The sequence below is a fragment of the Paenibacillus eucommiae genome, from assembly GCF_017874215.1.
GTDB lineage: Bacteria > Bacillota > Bacilli > Paenibacillales > NBRC-103111 > Paenibacillus_AI > Paenibacillus_AI eucommiae.
In genome coordinates this window covers 434,042-452,678 of the sequence record NZ_JAGGLB010000002.1, presented here as the reverse complement: position 1 = coordinate 452,678, position 18,637 = coordinate 434,042, and the positions used below count along the sequence as shown (strand labels likewise).

Annotated in this window: 19 protein-coding genes; 13 read left to right on the top strand and 6 right to left on the bottom strand. The window is 46.1% G+C overall.

Annotated features, from left to right (window positions below; all coding sequences use genetic code 11):
- Positions 1-49: 49 nt before the first annotated feature.
- A complete protein-coding gene (locus J2Z66_RS04410) occupies positions 50-685 on the bottom strand; it encodes a bifunctional 4-hydroxy-2-oxoglutarate aldolase/2-dehydro-3-deoxy-phosphogluconate aldolase (RefSeq protein WP_209970138.1) in 636 nt (211 codons plus the stop codon).
- A gap of 182 nt (positions 686-867) precedes the next feature.
- On the opposite strand from J2Z66_RS04410, the gene J2Z66_RS04405 reads away from it, so the two are divergent.
- Positions 868-1,188, top strand: coding sequence for a YtxH domain-containing protein (locus J2Z66_RS04405; RefSeq protein ID WP_209970137.1), 321 nt, complete (start codon positions 868-870; stop codon positions 1,186-1,188).
- A 105-nt stretch (positions 1,189-1,293) separates the two neighbouring features.
- Here J2Z66_RS04405 and J2Z66_RS04400 read toward each other — a convergent pair whose 3' ends face one another.
- Positions 1,294-1,944, bottom strand: a complete 651-nt coding sequence (locus tag J2Z66_RS04400; protein WP_209970136.1) for a helix-turn-helix domain-containing protein — start codon at positions 1,942-1,944, stop codon at positions 1,294-1,296.
- Between the two features lie 266 nt (positions 1,945-2,210).
- Positions 2,211-3,074 (bottom strand): AraC family transcriptional regulator, encoded by an 864-nt coding sequence (locus J2Z66_RS04395; protein ID WP_209970135.1) that lies wholly within the window; start codon positions 3,072-3,074, stop codon positions 2,211-2,213.
- A 144-nt stretch (positions 3,075-3,218) separates the two neighbouring features.
- Between J2Z66_RS04395 and J2Z66_RS04390 the strand changes: the two genes are divergently transcribed.
- The 5 genes from J2Z66_RS04390 to J2Z66_RS04370 all read left to right on the top strand — a co-directional run bounded on the left by J2Z66_RS04390 (position 3,219) and on the right by J2Z66_RS04370 (position 8,795).
- Positions 3,219-3,656, top strand: a complete 438-nt coding sequence (locus J2Z66_RS04390; RefSeq protein WP_209970134.1) for a disulfide oxidoreductase — start codon at positions 3,219-3,221, stop codon at positions 3,654-3,656.
- A gap of 114 nt (positions 3,657-3,770) precedes the next feature.
- Positions 3,771-5,069: an alpha-glucosidase/alpha-galactosidase gene (locus tag J2Z66_RS04385; RefSeq protein ID WP_209970133.1), complete on the top strand. Its 1,299-nt coding sequence runs from the start codon at positions 3,771-3,773 to the stop codon at positions 5,067-5,069.
- A 689-nt stretch (positions 5,070-5,758) separates the two neighbouring features.
- Entirely contained in the window at positions 5,759-6,796 is a 1,038-nt protein-coding gene (locus J2Z66_RS04380; protein ID WP_209970132.1) for a polysaccharide deacetylase family protein, read from the top strand.
- 96 nt (positions 6,797-6,892) lie between these two features.
- On the top strand, positions 6,893-7,702 hold the full coding sequence (gene racE / locus J2Z66_RS04375) for a glutamate racemase (protein WP_209970131.1): 810 nt from the start codon (positions 6,893-6,895) through the stop codon (positions 7,700-7,702).
- Positions 7,703-7,916: 214 nt separating this feature from the next.
- Positions 7,917-8,795 carry a M14 family metallopeptidase gene (locus J2Z66_RS04370; protein WP_245375257.1) on the top strand — a complete coding sequence of 293 codons (879 nt, stop codon included), beginning with the start codon at positions 7,917-7,919 and terminating at the stop codon, positions 8,793-8,795.
- Positions 8,796-8,833: 38 nt separating this feature from the next.
- Here J2Z66_RS04370 and J2Z66_RS04365 read toward each other — a convergent pair whose 3' ends face one another.
- Both J2Z66_RS04365 and J2Z66_RS04360 read right to left on the bottom strand, forming a co-directional pair.
- Positions 8,834-9,169, bottom strand: a complete 336-nt coding sequence (locus J2Z66_RS04365) for a hypothetical protein (RefSeq protein ID WP_209970129.1) — start codon at positions 9,167-9,169, stop codon at positions 8,834-8,836.
- A 14-nt stretch (positions 9,170-9,183) separates the two neighbouring features.
- Entirely contained in the window at positions 9,184-9,885 is a 702-nt protein-coding gene (locus J2Z66_RS04360; RefSeq protein ID WP_209970128.1) for a pirin family protein, read from the bottom strand.
- Positions 9,886-10,113: 228 nt separating this feature from the next.
- On the opposite strand from J2Z66_RS04360, the gene J2Z66_RS04355 reads away from it, so the two are divergent.
- The 5 genes from J2Z66_RS04355 to J2Z66_RS04335 all read left to right on the top strand — a co-directional run bounded on the left by J2Z66_RS04355 (position 10,114) and on the right by J2Z66_RS04335 (position 14,591).
- The gene (locus J2Z66_RS04355; protein WP_209970127.1) at positions 10,114-10,323 is read left to right on the top strand and encodes a hypothetical protein; all 210 of its coding nucleotides are present in this window, start codon (positions 10,114-10,116) and stop codon (positions 10,321-10,323) included.
- A gap of 154 nt (positions 10,324-10,477) precedes the next feature.
- Entirely contained in the window at positions 10,478-11,188 is a 711-nt protein-coding gene (locus J2Z66_RS04350; protein ID WP_209970126.1) for a FadR/GntR family transcriptional regulator, read from the top strand.
- Positions 11,189-11,328: 140 nt separating this feature from the next.
- Positions 11,329-12,075, top strand: coding sequence for a (Fe-S)-binding protein (locus tag J2Z66_RS04345; RefSeq protein WP_209970125.1), 747 nt, complete (start codon positions 11,329-11,331; stop codon positions 12,073-12,075).
- Positions 12,056-13,612 (top strand): LutB/LldF family L-lactate oxidation iron-sulfur protein, encoded by a 1,557-nt coding sequence (locus J2Z66_RS04340; protein ID WP_209970124.1) that lies wholly within the window; start codon positions 12,056-12,058, stop codon positions 13,610-13,612. The genes J2Z66_RS04345 and J2Z66_RS04340 overlap by 20 nt, the downstream gene beginning before the upstream one ends.
- Before the next feature lie 178 nt (positions 13,613-13,790).
- A complete protein-coding gene (locus tag J2Z66_RS04335; protein WP_209970123.1) occupies positions 13,791-14,591 on the top strand; it encodes a LutC/YkgG family protein in 801 nt (266 codons plus the stop codon).
- An 887-nt stretch (positions 14,592-15,478) separates the two neighbouring features.
- Here the strand turns inward: J2Z66_RS04335 and J2Z66_RS04330 are convergent.
- Positions 15,479-15,655 (bottom strand): hypothetical protein, encoded by a 177-nt coding sequence (locus J2Z66_RS04330; protein WP_209970122.1) that lies wholly within the window; start codon positions 15,653-15,655, stop codon positions 15,479-15,481.
- A 274-nt stretch (positions 15,656-15,929) separates the two neighbouring features.
- Here J2Z66_RS04330 and J2Z66_RS04325 point away from each other — a divergent pair, with 274 nt between their 5' ends.
- Together J2Z66_RS04325 and floT are read left to right on the top strand one after the other, a co-directional pair.
- Complete coding sequence (locus tag J2Z66_RS04325) at positions 15,930-16,487, top strand: NfeD family membrane protein (protein WP_209970121.1); 558 nt, start codon at positions 15,930-15,932, stop codon at positions 16,485-16,487.
- Positions 16,484-18,103: a flotillin lipid rafts scaffold protein FloT gene (gene floT, locus J2Z66_RS04320; RefSeq protein ID WP_209970120.1), complete on the top strand. Its 1,620-nt coding sequence runs from the start codon at positions 16,484-16,486 to the stop codon at positions 18,101-18,103. The genes J2Z66_RS04325 and floT overlap by 4 nt, the downstream gene beginning before the upstream one ends.
- Positions 18,104-18,637: the final 534 nt, after the last annotated feature.

The window sequence follows — 18,637 nt, the reverse complement described above, 5'->3', positions numbered from 1 at the left end:
AAGTCTCGAATACGCTCCTCAAAGGAGACCGCAAGGTGTCTTACTCATTTTATTTCTGTGAGGCCGCGATCAAACTGGTGGCTTTCTCAGTAATCCATTGGTAATTTCCTGAATTAATTTCCTTTAAATTAATGAGGGACCCCCCGATACCGAGTCCATAACAGCCGATCTTTAAGAACTCACTAATATTACTTTCGGTGACTCCACCAACGGCAACCAACGGAATTTGATCGAAAGGACCCATAAGCTCTTTGATATATCCGAGTCCTAAGCTTGCGCTAGGAAAAATTTTCACAGCGGTAGCTCCAGCCTTCCAAGCCTTGACTATTTCAGTTGGCGTCATAGCGCCGGGGAAAATCGGGATGTCCTTGTCTCTGGATAAGCGAATAACCGCCTCATCCACGTTAGGTGTTACGATAAAGGAAGCGCCAGCTTCGAGAGCTTTGCTTGCATCGGCTAAATCGAGCACGGTTCCGGCTCCTATATACATCTGGGAGTCAAACTCGGCCTTCAATTTTTTAATCATATTTAATGCTCCGGGAGTATTGAGTGTTATCTCCATAACCGTAATTCCGCCTGCAAGCAGTGCAGCAGCTACGCCGAATATGTGCTCTTCCGTTACGCCCCTGACAATGGCGATAATTCGTGTTTTTTCGAGTTCTTCAATACCTTGTTTTCGATTCATAGATGCCTCCAAATGACTAAGTATATCTTTATTATGCCACAGTTGTCCGGTACTTGCGAAATGTTTTTAGGAATATTGCAAAAATGTTGTGTCAAAATACGATGTACCTACTTATAATGTAGTATCTTATGGGCATGAGTCCAGAAACATAGAAAATGAAACCTATGAAGGAGTGATTGGGCATGACGGATCAACAAAAAGGAAAAAATCTTCTGCTCGGCGCTGTTATTGGTGGTGTGCTCGGAGCCATCACGGCTTTGCTGACAGCCCCTAAATCAGGTCGTGAGCTGCGGAGCGATATCGCGGGGCAGGTTTCCGCGGTAACGGAAAAAACACAGCAAGCAGCAAGTGTAATTAATGAGAAGACACAAGAATTAGTTCAATCTGTTCGTTCATGGAGGAAATCAGAACCTGTAGATGTAAAAGAGACTGAAGAAAGCGAAGAGTTTGAATTGATCGATGATTTAATCGTATTGAACGACCGTAAAGCCAGCTCGAACTAAGATTGAGATTACGGTGATCATCGCCGGCCTTGCTTCATGCAAATAACACCGTTTTGCAAAGTCATGGTGTTGTTTGCAGCAAGCAAGGCCGTTTCTGATTTCTGTTTAATTTTTTAAGAAAAATAAAGGGGAATCTTTTGCGGAGCTGCGGTTATAGTTATATTCCAGGCTGGTTCCGTTTTTGCTTGCCAAGGTCTGTACAATAAGTGAATGATATTTTTTTTGCCGCAAGGCTGAAAGAGTTACAAACTTTCCTTGAGCTTGCTCATCAAAAAACAGCTTGCCTTCTTTTTCAATATATTTCTGTACATGATTGATATTTACAAAGAGATTGGTATCCATTTTTTTGAACATATGCTCATCTAAAAGATCCAGAAAACCGCTAAAATCAATAAGCGAGTTGACATTTCGCATTAATTTCGCAGTTGCAGTATGATAGGCTATTTCCTTTGCCTCAATTTCGATGAAGAGGATCTCTTTCAAATCAATGTCGGGAGTAGCTGATTTTTTGGTCCGCTGCTTTTCCAGATAACCTGCTTTTATCATTAAATCCGTATAGGAGAAATTGTAGGCTTCCGATAATTTTTTGAGTGTGTCAGGCGAAGGCTTGATTTTATCGTTAGTAGAGCGGTTTCGCTCCAATTCAAGATCACGTATATATGCATGGGAAAGCCCACTTTTGTTGGCAGCTTCCCGCAGCGACATTTTCCCGCGCAAAACCTCTAGAAATTTACCAAATCCCTCTAACTGTTTCATGAAAAATCCCCCTATATAAGAGTATTGTATATGATTTCAGATAAATTGAAAATCAATAATACACAAATGAACGAAATATTTATCCAAATGTGTATAATTATGGAACGGATGACTATTTGCAAAATCCAGCTAAGGAGTCTTCAGTTAATGCTGAGGGATTTGCCAATTCCAGAAGGAGTTGTTTATTTGTATTCAAAGCTCTCTACATAGTTCGTACTCTGTATTACCCATAAGTGGGTCAAAAGAAACATTAAATGCAAAAAAAATTATTTAGTGCAGTCATAAGCGTTTAATGATCCTTGGGAACGGAACTCGCTGGGGGAAAGCCCCGACCACTTTTTAAACTGCTTGGAAAAATAGAGGGCATCCGTAAAGCCGACGGAGGAGGCGACTTGTTCTATAGTTAATTGCTCTTGCAGCAGCAGTTTGGCGCGATCCATGCGAAGCTTCAACAAAAAATATGTCGGAGCCATGCCGGTAAACTGCTTGAATATTTTGGACAGGTAAGTGCGATGATAACCCAGATCATTGGCCATCTGTTCGATCGAAATCGGCTGTGTATACTGAAGGGTGAGCCAACGAATCGCTTGCTGCATTTGCTGCTGCTGCGGGCTTATTGCCTTCTCCTGTGCAGCGGCGGGCATATGCTCCATCGCATATTCGCCAAGCAGAATCCGCAAATAACCGCCTGCCTGCATGTCACAGGATGGACTGGCCTCACGGAGGACATTTTCAATTCGGGAGAAGAGAGCTGGAGCCCTGCGGTTATTGCCGGTATGAACAATCGGCTTATGAGGCGAGATACCCATTAAACTTAGGAATTGATCGGGATGCGTTCCTTTAAATGCAATCCACTTATAACTCCAGGGATCCTCGGCATCCGAGGTGTAGCTGACCAGCTCGCCTGGAAAGATAAAGAAATGATCCCCTTTCTTAAGCTCGTATTCATTGCCCATACAGCGGAAGCTGCCCTTCCCCGATGAAACAGAATGAACGAGATGATAGTCGAGTATTTGTGAGCCCACCTGATGCAATGGGTCAGTCTGTGCATGTCCGCCGAATAAGATAACCAGTTCTCCCTTTCCGGGAAAAGGATTGATCGCTACGGAATACGATGGAGGTTTTAACATAAATGTCACCCTTTCAGAATGATATGGGATTCTTGGTAATTTCGACTCGACTTCCTTTTTGCTTTTTTCTATAATAAGTGGAAGAGCTTTTGCTTATGAAATCAGTTTAGGTAAAGCAAAACACTAGAGAGGACGAGCACATTTATGGCTGGCTGGAAACACTTTATGAAAAACAACGGGATGCATATCTCGTGGCTAATTGCGCTTGTTGCTACAGTAGGGAGCTTATATTTCTCGGAAGTCATGCATTACCTGCCATGCAAGCTTTGCTGGTATCAACGTATCCTTATGTATCCACTCGTTATCATCCTGGGAATTGCTTCGGTAAAGAAGGATTACAAGCAAACGATTTATGTTCTGCCCATGGCAATCTGGGGCGCGGGTATTTCCATTTATCATATTCTCATGCAAAAAACAACGTGGTTTCAGGAAGCGGCGAATTCCTGTGGTCCGGTTCCGTGTGATGTGGATTATATTAACTGGTTAGGCTTTATCACGATTCCAGTACTTGCGGGCACGGCGTTTCTGCTGATTGCCATCGTACAGTTTCTTACTTGGCGTGCAACGCGCAGCAGCTATTAAGATAACTACAATATTCCATATGAATGTGGGATGTCTCCATATGAATTTACCTGATTTAGAGGTATATTCTTTGTGTAGAGCATCTCACTTTTATTTTACAGGAGGAAATCGTCCATGTCCAAGATCACTTTTTTAGGCGCTGGAAGCAGTGTTTTTGCTAAGAATGTATTGGGGGATTGCATGCAGACCCCAGCGCTACAAGGCTTTGAACTGGCTTTGTTTGATATCGACCCGGTACGTTTGAAGGATTCCGAGAATATGTTGAACAACCTTAAAGCTGGAGCCGGAAGCAGCTGCACGGTGAAAGCCTATAGCGATAGAAAGGAAGCTCTCAGAGGAGCTAAATTTGTAGTGAACGCCATTCAGGTTGGGGGCTACGATCCTTGTACGATAACGGATTTTGAAATTCCTAAGAAATACGGCCTGCGCCAAACGATTGCCGATACGCTGGGAATTGGCGGTTTATTCAGAAACCTGCGGACCATTCCTGTCATGCTGGACTTCGCAGCGGATATCAGAGAGGTTTGCCCGGATGCCTTGTTCCTTAATTACACGAATCCGATGGCCGTTTTAACCAATGTAATGAACACATACGGCGGCGTCCGGACAGTTGGACTTTGTCATAGTGTGCAGGTATGTATGCCTCATTTATTTGATTCTTTAGGATTGGACAAAGAGGGCGTTCAAACCAAAATTGCCGGTATTAATCATATGGCATGGCTGCTTGAGGTTACAAAGGATGGAGTGGATTTATATCCGGAAATCAAGCGCCGCGCTGCAGAGAAGCAAAAAGAAAAGCATGACGATATGGTTCGCTATGAATTGATGAACCGCTTTGGCTATTATATTACGGAATCATCAGAGCACAGTGCAGAATACCACCCTTATTTTATCAAAAAGAACTATCCGGAGCTAATCGAGCGGTTTAATATTCCGTTAGATGAGTATCCTCGCCGGTGTGTGAATCAGATTGCTAATTGGAAGCAGATGCGCGAAGAGCTTGTGAACAATAAGAACATCGAGCATGAGCGTTCTCATGAATATGCATCTTATATTTTCGAAGCTATCGAAACGAATGTACCTTACAAAATTGGCGGCAATGTGATGAACACCGGCCTGATAACTAATCTTCCGAAAGAAGCTTGTGTGGAAGTGTCTTGTTTAGTAGATGCGAGCGGGGTTACGCCTACTTATGTGGGAGATTTGCCACCTCAGCTGGCCGCTTTGAACCGCACGAATATCAACACCCAGCTGCTGACGATCGAAGCGGCAATCACTGGCAAAAGAGAACATATATATCACGCGGCTATGCTGGACCCTCATACAGCTGCAGAGCTTTCGCTTGATGATATCGTATCCCTTTGCGATGACTTGATTGAAGCACATGGTGACTGGCTGCCTAAATACGTGTAAAGTCAATAGCGGACAAACGATCTCGAACATAAGGTCTTGAACGCACTTAAAATCGAGTCCAACCTGCTGTGGGGGCAAAAAAAGATGCATAAGCCTTCGCAGGTTTACTATCGAGGCTGACTTAGACCCGAAAAAAAGACCGTTTTTTCATTGCGGTCGTTGTACCACACTTATAACGATCCCATTCCACTATCTAAGTGGCTTGGGATTTTTTGTGGTTTTATTAAAGTATAAGTTTTGGGGGATGCCTGGAGTAGATTTCTCAGCAGCCCTGGAGGCTCACCCTGCCTTTGTAGGCCAAAGCCATGGTACCCATAGTAAAACCTGCGAAAGTGCAGGATTTTTCACCTGAAATCGGGTATGGACCTAGAATTGCTGCGATAGTAGCTAAAGAGAGGAAAGGGGTGTGGGTGGAAGAGTGATAGCGTCCGCCTTTAAAGATTTGTTCCTACCTCCTTATCCATTTCATTCAAGGGAACAAATCTTTAACAGCGGCTGGAGCCCGCACCCCTTACCTCCGCAACGCTCCCATGTCACGAACACGCATCTGTGCAGTAATTGTACATGACAGGACAGGCAGGTTTTTGTCGGGCGATGTCGAACTAAAAGAGGTGTATAAACGTCAAAGAAATGATTGATCAAATACTGACATGAAAACAGCTTTACCATCCCAATTAAGAGGTGCACCCATGAGAAAAACAACTTTGAACGCCGCTCTGGTCATTCTGCTCAGCACAGCTATTGCAGGCTGCTCTGCGACTCAAACAGGCTCGGAGGGAGTTAAGGAATCAACAGTTCCAACCGCTACAAACACAGCGAAGCCTGAACCAACTGTTGCTCCAACAGAAACAGCAGAGCCAACGCCTACTGGTAAGCCAACAACAGAGCCCACACCAACAACAAAACCAACAGCATCGCCAACGACAGCACCAACGACAGCACCAACAGAGAAACCTGCTCCAACACCCAAAGAAACGTCCAGCACTACGCCAGCTCCAACATCATCCACTGTACCCAAAAAGGATACACCAGGTAAGCCTGCTGTAGGTGAGCGAACTGCTCTTTCCTGGTATTATATGAAAAAAGGAAAGGGCCAGGTTCCCGACTTTCCGCGTGAAACGAAGAGCTATACGAAGGATCAGAAAGCCGCTTGGGTTGGAACGGGGAAGAAGGTTTATTTAACCATTGATGCGGGTGGACCTCTCATTGATGTCGATCTCATGCTGAAGTCCCTTAAAGATAACGATGTCAAAGCAAACTTCTTTATTGCCGGCTATACCATTAAGAAAAACCCGGACTATTTAAAGAAAGTAGTCGCAGATGGCCATCTTGTTGCCAATCATACGATGACGCATAAGGATTTCAACGAGCTTACGGATGAGCAAATTAAAAAGGAACTGACCGACTTTGAGAAGCTGTACAAGGAGACTACAGGCCAAGAAGTTGAGAAATACTTCCGCTTTCCTTATGGCAAATATAATATGCATGCTTTGAGCCTGGTATCCAGTATGGGGTATAAGTCAATTTTCTGGTCCACGGCAATGAGAGATTGGGAACCCCGCAAAAATGGGGCCGATGATCCGTATAACGATATCATGAATAATTTACATGAGGGCAATGTTATTTTGATGCATCAAGGCTCCAAAGAAAACATGGAAGCACTGGACCGTATCTGTAAAGCGATTAAAGAAGCGGGCTATGAATTCGGGCTGGTGAACGAGCTTTAACAAAATCGATGATTTTACCTAGTACCTTAGAACCTGAACGTTCATATTCTAACCATAGATATTTCAACCATCAACGGAAAAAGGAAGCGTGTATTTGTGCAGCAAGCGATAGCAATACTGGACTCCGGTGTAGGAGGATTAACAGTCGTAAAGGAAGTCCTGCGGCAGCTCCCGCAGGAGAAAATCCTCTATTTCGGCGACACGGCCCGCAGTCCATATGGCTCCCGGCCGCCCGAGGAGGTGCGCAGATTTACTGCGCAGATTGTCGATTATTTCAATCAATTCAATCCCAAAATGATTGTAATCGCCTGCAATACAGCAACGGCTTTTGCCATTGAAGACATACGCGCCAAGGTTTCCGTGCCCGTTATTGGTGTTATATCCCCAGGGGTGCGCGCCGCAATTAAAGCCTCACGGAGTGGTAATGTGGGCGTTATAGGTACAGAAGGCACTATCCGAAGTGAGGCTTACGAGCGGGCATTGAAAAAAATATCCCCCAATATCCAGGTGTACAGTCAGGCTTGTCCCCTGCTGGCACCACTTGTGGAGCGCGGATTATTTGATGGCGATGAAGCCCTGCAAATCGTAGAGCAGTCCTTAGCACCTCTAATTGAGAATGCTCTGGATTGCTTGATACTTGGATGTACCCATTACCCCTTTCTGGTGGGCCCGATTTCCAAGGTGATGGGCCCTAAAGTCCGATTAATTTCTTCGGCAGAAGAAACTGCCCGGGAAATCAGCACAATCCTTTATCATCGGGGAATGCTGGCATCTACAGGTGTTATTCCCCTTCACCAGTTCTTTTGCAGCGGCGAGCCTGAGCTCTTCAAGCGAATTGCGCAAATTTGGCTAAACGAGCATATTTCCTCTACGCCGATCGTCTGGCAAGTCCCGAATATTATCTGAAGCAAGCATATTTGCTAGTGAAGACAAGAATGACCAGGCCTACGCCTGGTCATTTAATTTATCCAAATAACTTTGCCGCGCTTAACGATGGAAATGCTTAGCGAAGGAAATATGGAAATATGGTTAACGGTACCCGAATACGCCCAGGGTTTTACTGATGAGTTCCTGCGCATATGATGTAATAAAGTTTACTCATCGGGGAGGCTGGACTTACATGACTAAAGGTTACAATTATGATGAACTGCGAAAGGATCTTGAGAGACTAGAATGGATGTATCCTTTTTTGCGGATGGAATCCATAGGGCGTAGTGTGTTAGGCAAAGAAATTCCGGCAGTCCGTCTTGGAACTGGCAGGCGGAAAATTCATTACAATGCTGCCTTGCATGCCAATGAATGGATTACCACTCCCATACTTATGAAATTTATCGAGGAAGCTGCGATTTCTTGCGAGCAGGGGAAAACTTTTAGGGGAAAAGATATGCGACGGATATGTGATCATATAACTTTGTGGTTTGTGCCGATGGTAAATCCGGATGGTGTTAATCTTGTGCTGGATGGTCCTGATTTTTCCCAACCGTACTACAAGGAACTGCTGGACTGGAATGGGGGTTCGGCTGATTTTCGCAACTGGAAGTCGAATATTCGCGGGGTTGATCTTAACGACCAGTTTCCTGCACATTGGGAGGAGGAACGTCTGCGCCGAGCTTCACTGGGGCCAGGGGAAAGAGATTATGGGGGGCCATCACCGCTCTCAGAGCCTGAGGCTGCGGCAATGGCACATTTTACATGTATGCATGATTTTGAGCTGGTCATCGCTTTACATACGCAAGGTCAGGAAATTTACTGGAATTATCGTGATATGGAGCCTCTTGGTTCAAGAAGCATAGCTTCGTTATTCGCCGCGGCAAGCGGGTATAAATCGGTTAGGCTCAGTGGTAGTGATGCCGGCTATAAGGACTGGTTTATTCAGCAATTTAAAAGACCCGGCTTTACCGTTGAAATCGGTCTGGGCACGAACCCTCTTCCTATAGAAATGCTTCCACAATTGTATGAAGAGGCTCTTCCTATTTTGTTGGAGGGTTTGGATGCTTAAGATGGCAAGCCGGTCTAGATGCTTAATCATTGTAAAGTTTATTCGTAATAGTCAGAAGGCAGGTAACGAATCCGTGAATCTGCGGTAATGGTTAAGCTTCTTTGGGAAGAGTCGTACTCTACGCCACCGCTTTTTACATAATACCAGTTTTTGACGATCGGTTGATCGTCACTGGTCTCAAACAAAAATACATTAAGCTCAGACTGAAGCTCTAGAATAGGCTCTACCTGAGAGTGATCAAGTTCGTTGACAGTAAACCTCCAGCCGTCGTTAGGCAAGGGATCCAGCGTATATTTGACGGGCTGTCCATCGGAATCAAGCAGCATTTTTCCGGTTACTGCATGCTTTACCATGAATCTGGTATGTTCGGGCATTAAGTGAGCCTCCTTTAGGGTAAATCGATAAGGACGAAGGATGCAGAGCTGCTGGTGCCAAGCTCCAGGCAGGGGATATCAGTGATTCTAGCCGAATCCCGGGTTTCCAGCAAATGATGTTCATTGATCGTCAAATGTCCTTCAATCACAAAGATAAACACTTTGCGACCTTCCGCTTGAGTGAAGGAAATCTGCTTGCTCCCGTCCAGCTTGCTTAAGTATATCGTCATATCCTGATGAATGGCTGCAACCTGTGCTGAGCCTTGCTGGGCCACAACAGGTAAAAGATTGTTGGTCATTAGAGCTGGATCGAAGCGGGTCATTTCATAGGATGGAGCAAGGCCTCTGCTGCTGGGCATAAACCACATTTGGAGCAAATTAAGCTCTTCAGTTTCCGAGCTGTTGTGCTCTGTGTGAATGATTCCACTGCCCGCTGACATCCGCTGAATTTCACCAAAAGAAGTAACTGCTTCATTGCCTTGATTATCCTCATGTCGTAACTGTCCGGAAAGCACAATTGAAACAATTTCCATATCGCTATGAGGGTGGGCTCCGAATCCGCGCCCTGGAGCAATCGTATCATCGTTAAAAACACGAAGCGGGCCAAATTGATGATGATTCGGGTCCTCATAATCACCGAATGAAAAGCTGTAATTGCCGCGAATCCAGCCCCGATCGAACGAATGCCGGGAAGCAGCGGGATATAAGGTCAGCATGTTGAATGGCCTCCTTCATCATAGTAAGTTACTTCAATAATTGTAGCACAGGTCTGAAAAAATGGACACGAAAAGACAGTCTGGCAAAGAACCGATAAATGTCTCACTCATATACTGTTCCATACGAAGCATGCAGCGTATACAGAGGAAGCCGGATAGGCTGAAGCTGGATGCAGCAGCTGCTTACGAAGAAGTTTTCCTCTGGAAAACGCTCAGGAGGAGTGAGAGATGGCGGGTAAGGGCAAAGGAAGTAAAATCAAAAAGAAGCTGCAAGGTTCATCCAGACTCCAGTATACAATGCGATTGGTCGAATCCTCGACTTGCGCCGTATGCCAGCAGCAGTGCGAGCGTGGTTTGCGTTACTTGGCCAAGATGTCGGAACCAGGTGCTCTAGGAAAAGGAGTACCCTGCATATTGACAAGAAAACGGGTGACTTAAACCCAATATGATGCCGTTGAGCTGTCAACGGTATTTTTTGCTTCCAGGTTATATAGTAAAAAAGGATGAAAATGTAAATAAGACGGATGGAAATTCGGATTATGCGATAAAACATGGTACTATAAATGGATAAAGAATGAGGAAGAGTGATAGCATGGAAATCATTAAGGTTGCCTCAAGTAAAATTTATGAGCAGATCGCTGCCCAAATCAGGCAGCAAATCATCAGCGGAAAGCTGCTTCCCGGAGATAAGCTTCCCTCCACGCGGGAGCTGTCGGAGTCCTTTCAGGTTGGCAGGTCTACGGTACGTGAGGCTTTGAGCGCACTCAAGGCGATGGGACTTGTGGAGATTCATCAGGGTGAAGGTATTTACGTCCGGAAGATTAACCCCTCTGATCTGGAAATGCCCTCGCTGGATGCGCTGTTAATGAGCCGGACAACCATTTTGGAGCTTTTGGAGGCGCGCAAATCACTGGAGGTATCCAACGCCGGCCTTGCCGCTGAGAAGCGGACAGAAGAGGACCTTCTGGCATTTGAAGATATTCTGGTACGTATGAAGAACAGTCTTGGGGATGAGGAGCAGGGGGAAAAGGAAGATATGCTCTTTCATTTGACCTTGGCACGTGCGACGCATAATTCGATTATGGCCAGACTGCTGGAAACGATATCTGCTCAAATGGAGCTTGCCATCCGGGAAACCCGCAGACTGCAAATGTATTCGAACAAATCGGTATCTTTACAGCTGTGGAAAGAACATCAGGAAATTTTTGAAGCGGTTCAAGCAGGTAATTCTAATGTGGCGCAAGAAAAGATGAAGCAGCATTTGTTTCACGTAGAGCGCGTACTGCTGCGTTATTTAAAATAAAAGGCGACTGGAAGCCCGGTCATACGAGCATACATAAGGAGAAGCGGAGCATTCAAAATTTTGAAAAATCCGCTTTTCAAAATCCAACTTATCTGATAACCTGATAGGTATACAAAAGGGCTAAAGAAAGGGGTGTTTTCATGCGGGTTTCTTTATTTGTTACATGCTTGGCGGATGTGATGTACCCTCAGGTCGGAGAAAGCGTAGTTCGCTTGCTAACTCGTTACGGTTGTGAGGTGGATTTTCCTGAGCAGCAAACCTGCTGCGGCCAGCCTGCATTTAACAGCGGCTATCAGGATGAGGCCAGAGAAGTGGCCAGGAATATGATTCGCGCTTTTGAGCATAGTGATTATGTAGTTTCACCTTCAGGATCTTGTACGGGAATGGTTCATCATTTTTATCCTTATTTATTTGAGGACGAGCCAGAGTGGAAGGCAAAAGCAGAAGCGCTGGTCGGGAAAATATACGAATTTTCGCAGTTTGTTGTGAAGGTGTTGGGCGTTAAGGATTTGGATGCTGTATTCACGGAGAAGGTTACTTATCATCCCTCCTGCCATGCAATGAGACTGCTGGGAGTTAAGGAAGAACCACTTGAGCTGCTGAGCAATGTTAGAGGTCTGGAATTTGTAAATCTAGCGCATAAAGAGGACTGCTGCGGCTTTGGGGGCACATTCGCTGTGAAGATGGCAGATATGTCAGAAGCTATGGTTTGCGAGAAAGCCAAGAATGTCACAGAAACAGGTGCAACGGTATTGGTTGGGACGGACATGGGATGTCTGATGAACATAGATGGCAGGCTGAACAAGGAAGGCAAGCCTATTCGGGTGATGCATCTGGCAGAGCTGCTGGAGAAAGGGGTGATTGCAAATGAGCGGGCAAGCAAGTAAAGGTAGTGTTGCTGAGCTGGAGCTGATTGGTACAGGGTTAAAGAGGCGGACCGAGCTTGCGCTTGGCGATGAGTTTCTGCGCAAAGCAGTTGCCTTCACGACTGATAAGCTGAAAAATGGCCGCTTAAATGCAATGGCCGATATTGGAAGCTGGGAAGTATGGAGAGAGAGAGCGAGCCAGATTCGCACCCATACGATCAGTTATTTGGATTATTATTTATCCCAGTTCACCGATAACGTCGTCAAAACGGGTGGGCATGTCTACTTCTGCCGGACTGCCGACCAGGCGGTCAAACAGTTTATGGAGATTGCGGAAGCTAAGAAAGCCAAGCTAGTAGCAAAAGGCAAGTCAATGGTGTCAGAGGAAATGCATCTTAACCACCATTTAGAGGAAAATGGGATCGAAGCGATTGAAACGGATCTAGGCGAATATATTTTGCAGTTGGCGAAGGAAACCCCCTCGCATCTGATTATTCCGGCTATTCATAAAAACAAGCAGCAAATTGCTGATCTTTTCACGGAGGATTCCGGAACCCAATTTATGCCAGAGACGAAAGTTTTAGCTGCTTATGCCAAGCAAAAGCTTCGTAATTATTTCCTGGAAGCCGATATCGGTCTTACTGGGTGTAACTTCGGAGTCGCAGAATCTGGGTCGATCACGCTTGTTTCTAATGAGGGCAATGGGCGGATGGTATCTACTTTACCAAAAACGCATGTTGTGATCATGGGTATGGAACGTCTTGTGCCTACTTACGATGATCTGGAGGTCATGCTTAATATGCTGGCGCGCAGTGCGACTGGACAAAAGCTGACCACATATACTTCGCTAATAACCGGACCTCGCAGACCGGAGGATCTTGACGGTCCTGAGGAGCTTCATGTCATTATTCTTGATAACGGGCGTTCCTCACAGCTTGGCGATCCGATGTTTCAAGAAGTTCTGAATTGTATACGCTGCGCAGCATGCTTAAATGTATGTCCGGTATACCGCCATATTGGCGGTCATGCCTATGGAAGTGTGTACAGCGGCCCGATTGGAGCCGTATTAACTCCGTTAATCCAGCAGGATATGAAGGAAGCCGGACAGCTATCTTATGCATCCAGCTTATGTGGAGCGTGCTATGAAGCATGCCCGGTAAAAATTCCGCTGCATGATATGCTCGTCCACCTTCGTCATCGCAAGGTCAAGCTGAAAATGACATCGCTCGCAGAACGAGTGGCTTTCCGGACGTTCCAAACGGCCTTCGGTAATGTTACGCTGTATAAGATGGCGATCAAGTCGGCGTATTACATGCAAAAACCATTGGTTCATAAGGGACAAATCAAAAAAGGAATCGGCCCGCTGTCAGGCTGGACACAATCGCGCTTCCTCCCAATGAAGCCCAAGCAATCGTTCCGCGACAAATGGCAGGCTCTACAGCAAGAGATGAAGCAGCAGCCTAAGCGCCAGGTCACTCCTAATGTGGAGCAGGCACAAAAAGCAAAGGCATCAGCACCCCCTCAGGATTCAGGGAAAAGAGGTGGCGGAAATGAGTAAGACTAGCAGCTCGAATAAAGGCGGAGCAACTGCAGGTACGCCAAGTAAAGCGGGGAATGCAGGAAACGCAGGAAATGCGAGTAATGCAGGTAACACAGGGAGTGCAGGAAATGCAAATAACGGGGGTATTCCGGGCAGCATTACATCGAGGGGAACGGAAACGGGACGGGAGGCTTTCATGCAAAATATTGCCAGCCGGCTCGGCCGTAAGCAGCCGCTGGCAGCAGCACCAAAACGCGATGTTATCGGCGTGCCGGAGCATTACAGCTCCATCTCCCTGACGCAGGAGGAGAATGTTGAGCTATTCATCCAGAACTGGACCGCGTTAAGCGGCAAGGTTCTGGTCGTAAAAGCGGAGGAAGCCGGGCCAGCCATTTCGGCGTACCTCCGGGAAGTATGCGGCGAGCTCGGCGTGAGCGCCGCTACGATGTGGGACCACGAGCAGCTCGCTGCGCTCGGGCTCGATGTGGCCTTGGCACAAGCAGGCGTAGCCTTTGTGCCGTGGCGCGAGCTTGCCGATGCTGACGGCAAGCCAGCCGCGGAAGCGCCGCCGACGCCTGCGTCGGCCGCTTCCGCGGCCAGCGCGAGCGCAGCTGCGGAGCAGCCGCAGGCGGCGCAAGCGAGCAAGTGGGCGGCGCGCAGCGCCCTCTTGCGGGCGGCCGAACGCTGCCAGATGGGCATCGTGTGGCCGGATTACGCCATCGCGAATACCAGCACGCTGACGCTCCTGGCGCGTGGCGGCAAAGGCAGGTCGGTCAGCCTCCTGCCTGATATCCTGTTCGCCGTTTTTCGCGCCGACCAACTCGTTACCCGCATGGGTGAAATGCTGCAGCGGGTAAGGGAGACCTATCCGAATCCGGAGCTGCTGCCTTCCTCGTTAAACATGATAACCGGCCCGAGCCGCAGTGCCGATATCGAGAACGATCTGACCATAGGTATCCATGGTCCCGGCAAGGTTTATGCAGTGATCATAGAATAAATATTTTTCTGTGACTTAGCAGAATGGAAAGTTAAATGGATTAAATGATGAACAATTAAAGTATTTGAAGAGGCTGTTTTGCACAGCTTCCTCAGATACTTTTTTTTAATATAGAGAGTTAAGGTGCGTCGACGTACGAAAGTATAACAGAGGGTTACCCTCTCCATTTGAACTGAAAAAGTTTGAGTTTTTTAGGGAAGAGGCCTTGGGAGCAGTCCCATATTTGCCAAATTTATCGGTGTTACTGGTTGTTGGTGTTGTTGCTTTGATTTAATGAACTATAATGATATCTTTATGAACTTAACGATGTTTTTGATCGTTAAAGCAAGTGTTTCCAGTTAATAAGTCACGTTAACGATGATTTTCATCACTAAAAGAGGCCGTATGCCCCCTTTGGGAAGGCAAAAGGGATTTTAACGATGTTTTTCATTGTTAAAGTAAGGTTGTGGAGACGGCCGGGTGCTTTTAGCGATGAAAAACATCGTTATAGCAGCAGTTCATCCCACTCTCAGTATCCCCAGCGCGCACTTACTAGGAAATCACCTCCAACTAAGTGAAAATCTTTTTTGACTGTACGTTTTATGGGAGTAGTTTTCCTTGGTTCCTTGATAAGTAGGGTGGATATGGCGATGGGATGGAGCACGGAGCTTTCGCAGATATAAAACTGTTCGCTAAACACACCTTTTTTCGCTAGTTCAAGCACTGTTTCGAAAGTAGATTTTTGAATGGAGATTTATTTTTAAGTATGTAAATAAAATAAAGCCTCACGAACGATTTCACAATCGTTTGCAAGGCCAGTCATTCAACTAAAACTTAGATATTGTAATACTCATGTATTGTATATTTTATAAATGATTTGTGTATAGATACTTGTTAGTGTTAAGTGATTAATGATTTGTGGTTAAAAGCTTGTTCTCAATGGACTGCTTTACTTTCTTGATGGCGGTGGTTTCAAGCTGGTGGTTTTGCGGGAACTTGGCCCCTGCCAAAGCTAGTGCTTCCTTAACTGTCATTTCTACGAAAATAACTTCGTCTCCTTGCGGAATGTGCAACGATGAATTCATACTTCTTCACTCCTCTTTGATCTAATGGGACTTGCCGATCAGTGAACGTTCTATCCAGAAATTCTGGTGCGAATAAGAGGGAAAAGGTTGATGTGTCACGCTTTTAATATAACATATTATGTTAGGTGTGGCAAGGGGATCTATCCTGGTTTGCAATATTTTATGCTTATTTGCAGCTGATATTTTACTTTCTTCTGCTTTGAAACTATTGAAGGGGTCAGACGTATAGAACATACATAAGGCTTCAACAGCATATGAACAAGGGAGGAATGAAATGGAAACTTTCTTTTGGGGCTGTTTCATTACCGGTATATTATTTACGATCGTCACACTCTTATTTGGGGAAGTATTGAGTGGCTGGGCAGATACGCTTGCAGGTCATCCTATTGCTTTTTTACAGCCTGTAGTTTGGGTGGGCGGGGTTACAGCATTTGGCGGGACTGGTATCCTGCTCCTTAAGTATTCGCCTCTCGGAGGTTTTCTATCCCTGGTTGTTGCTGGAATTCTAGCTGTATTTCTTTCAGCGTTGTTATGGTTTCTTTATGTTAAACCGGTACAGCGAAGTGAAAATTCAACTGGTTTTTCGATGAAAGAGCTGGTTGGACGGATCGGCGAAGTGGTTGTTCCCATTCCGGATCGAGGATACGGTGAGGTGATGATCAAAGTCGGTTCTGGAATTACAAATCAGATTGCGGCAGGCTTTGAAGGAACAGCGATTGCAGACGGGGAAAGAGTTGTCGTAGTTGAAGTAAAAGAGCAGGTGCTTTTTGTAACGCTGCTGGAAGAACGTACTCATACTTTTGTTGACGGAAAGGGGAACACATCTACATGATTAATAAATTATTAGAATCCGACGCATTGGTAATACCCGCTATTGTAGTGGCCGTTATTATTATTTTGGGACTTGCATTCTGGGCCAGATATAAGACGGTAGGTCCGGATGAAGCGATGATTGTGACTGGCTCTTTTTTGGGCAATCAGCATATAGCTGATGACGATATGGGACGCAAGGTGAAAATTGTTCGCGGTGGCGGGGCATTTATTCTTCCTATTTTTCAGAAGGCTGAATTCTTGTCGTTGCTTTCCCATAAGCTAGATGTATCAACGCCTGAGGTTTATACGGAGCAAGGGGTTCCGGTTATGGCTGATGGAGTTGCGATTATCAAAATTGGCGGTTCCATCGAAGATGTATCCACAGCGGCAGAGCAGTATATGGGCAAGCCTACAGAATCATTGAAAATGGAAGCCCAGGAAGTTCTGGAAGGCCATTTGCGTGCCATTCTTGGAACGATGACGGTGGAGGAAGTTTACAAAAATCGTGATAAATTTGCTCAGGAAGTTCAAGGCGTGGCAGCGCGGGATTTGAAAAAAATGGGGCTGCAGATTGTTTCCTTCACGATCAAGGATCTGCGCGATAAGCAGGGCTATCTGGAGGCGTTAGGAAAGCCTCGTATTGCGGCAGTTAAGCGGGATGCGGAAATAGCTGAGGCTGATGCGGTACGGGATGCGAGAGTCCAGAAGGCGAAGGCTGCAGAAGAGGGGCAGAAGGCAGAGCTGCTTCGAGATACGAACATCGCCGAGGCAGAGAAGTCCAAGGAATTGAAGGTTGCCTCATTCAAAAGAGAACAGGACACAGCCAAGGCCGAAGCGGATCAGGCTTATCATATTCAGGAAGCACGCTCCAAGCAGAGCGTTGTGGAAGAGCAGATGAAGGTTGAGCTCGTACGCAAAGAGCGTGAAATTGATCTCGAAGGCAAGGAGATTTTGCGCCGCGAGAAGCAGTATGATGCTGAAGTGAAGAAGAAAGCAGATGCTGATCGTTACTCTGTCGAGCAATCCGCGGAAGCTGAGAAAGCCCGTAAATTCCTCGAAGCAGATGCTTTGCGTTACCGGATCGAAGCTGAGGCGAGAGCGAATGCGGAGCAGAAGCGTTTGAACGGTCAAGCCGAGGCTGATGCGGAAAGAGCGAAGGGTACTGCCGAATCTGAAGTGATTCGCTTGCGCGGTCTTGCCGAAGCGGAAGCCAAGCAAAAGCTGGCAGAAGCGTTCGAATCATTTGGCGAAGCAGCAGTCCTCGATATTATTGTGAAGATGCTTCCAGAGCTTGCTGGTAAAATTGCTGAGCCTATTAGTGCAATTGATAAGCTTACAGTAGTGGATACAGGCAATGGAGAAGGGGCGGCACGTATAAGCAACTATGTGACCTCTCTAATGGCTACGGCTCCTGAGATGCTCAAAAGTGTATCAGGCATCGATGTCGAAGGGCTGATCAAGAATTTGACACAGCGTTCGTCGGGAGGTAACGGGTCTAACATAGCCAGTGGAAATAACGGGCCTAGTGGATCCTCCAAGCCTAAACGCATAGCTCCGGCAGTTCCTGCTGTAGTAACACCAGCTCCTTCTGCAGAGCAAGCGCCAGTTAAGCCTGGTGATCTCTCTGTAGAGTAGGGAGCAAGAAGTCAGCAGACAGCAAATAGCAACAAAAAGTAACTAAAACAGAAGCCATAAAACAGAAGCCATAAAACAGAAGCTATAAAACAGAAAACATGATATGGCTGAAGATAAATTAGCATAAATAGGGCTGTCTCAGAAGTAGCATTGCTACTGGCGAGACAGCCCTTATTTTGTGTTTTTTTGTACTTGTTTAGAAAGTATAAGTTTTTGGGATGCCTGAAGTGGAAAGGGACCAGCTTTGGAGCATGTGCTTCACTTAAGCGATGTTTTTCATCGTTAAAGTAAGAATGTGGAGAGGACCTAATGCTTTTAACGATGAAAAACATGAAAAACATCGTTAAAGCATCAGGTCCTTCTCAGCTGCACGCGGTCTACATTCCCAGTCCCCACTCGCTAGGAAATCTCCTCTAAACTTAAGAGAAAAACCATTGCTGGCTGTTCGTTTGAAATTTGCGTTTGAGCTTAATGGAACAAAACTTTAACAGCGGCTGGAGCCCACAGTCATTCTCTCCCTAAGCGCCACAAGTC

Bases quoted from the DNA above. Each gene is read 5' to 3' on its own strand.
- J2Z66_RS04410 (WP_209970138.1), bottom strand. From the start codon at position 685: ATGAATCGAAAACAAGGTATTGAAGAACTCGAAAAAACACGAATTATC.
- J2Z66_RS04405 (WP_209970137.1), top strand. From the start codon at position 868: ATGACGGATCAACAAAAAGGAAAAAATCTTCTGCTCGGCGCTGTTATT.
- J2Z66_RS04400 (WP_209970136.1), bottom strand. From the start codon at position 1,944: ATGAAACAGTTAGAGGGATTTGGTAAATTTCTAGAGGTTTTGCGCGGG.
- J2Z66_RS04395 (WP_209970135.1), bottom strand. From the start codon at position 3,074: ATGTTAAAACCTCCATCGTATTCCGTAGCGATCAATCCTTTTCCCGGA.
- J2Z66_RS04390 (WP_209970134.1), top strand. From the start codon at position 3,219: ATGGCTGGCTGGAAACACTTTATGAAAAACAACGGGATGCATATCTCG.
- J2Z66_RS04385 (WP_209970133.1), top strand. From the start codon at position 3,771: ATGTCCAAGATCACTTTTTTAGGCGCTGGAAGCAGTGTTTTTGCTAAG.
- J2Z66_RS04380 (WP_209970132.1), top strand. From the start codon at position 5,759: ATGAGAAAAACAACTTTGAACGCCGCTCTGGTCATTCTGCTCAGCACA.
- J2Z66_RS04370 (WP_245375257.1), top strand. From the start codon at position 7,917: ATGACTAAAGGTTACAATTATGATGAACTGCGAAAGGATCTTGAGAGA.
- J2Z66_RS04365 (WP_209970129.1), bottom strand. From the start codon at position 9,169: ATGCCCGAACATACCAGATTCATGGTAAAGCATGCAGTAACCGGAAAA.
- J2Z66_RS04360 (WP_209970128.1), bottom strand. From the start codon at position 9,885: ATGCTGACCTTATATCCCGCTGCTTCCCGGCATTCGTTCGATCGGGGC.
- J2Z66_RS04355 (WP_209970127.1), top strand. From the start codon at position 10,114: ATGGCGGGTAAGGGCAAAGGAAGTAAAATCAAAAAGAAGCTGCAAGGT.
- J2Z66_RS04350 (WP_209970126.1), top strand. From the start codon at position 10,478: ATGGAAATCATTAAGGTTGCCTCAAGTAAAATTTATGAGCAGATCGCT.
- J2Z66_RS04345 (WP_209970125.1), top strand. From the start codon at position 11,329: ATGCGGGTTTCTTTATTTGTTACATGCTTGGCGGATGTGATGTACCCT.
- J2Z66_RS04340 (WP_209970124.1), top strand. From the start codon at position 12,056: ATGAGCGGGCAAGCAAGTAAAGGTAGTGTTGCTGAGCTGGAGCTGATT.
- J2Z66_RS04335 (WP_209970123.1), top strand. From the start codon at position 13,791: ATGCAAAATATTGCCAGCCGGCTCGGCCGTAAGCAGCCGCTGGCAGCA.
- J2Z66_RS04330 (WP_209970122.1), bottom strand. From the start codon at position 15,655: ATGAATTCATCGTTGCACATTCCGCAAGGAGACGAAGTTATTTTCGTA.
- J2Z66_RS04325 (WP_209970121.1), top strand. From the start codon at position 15,930: ATGGAAACTTTCTTTTGGGGCTGTTTCATTACCGGTATATTATTTACG.
- floT (WP_209970120.1), top strand. From the start codon at position 16,484: ATGATTAATAAATTATTAGAATCCGACGCATTGGTAATACCCGCTATT.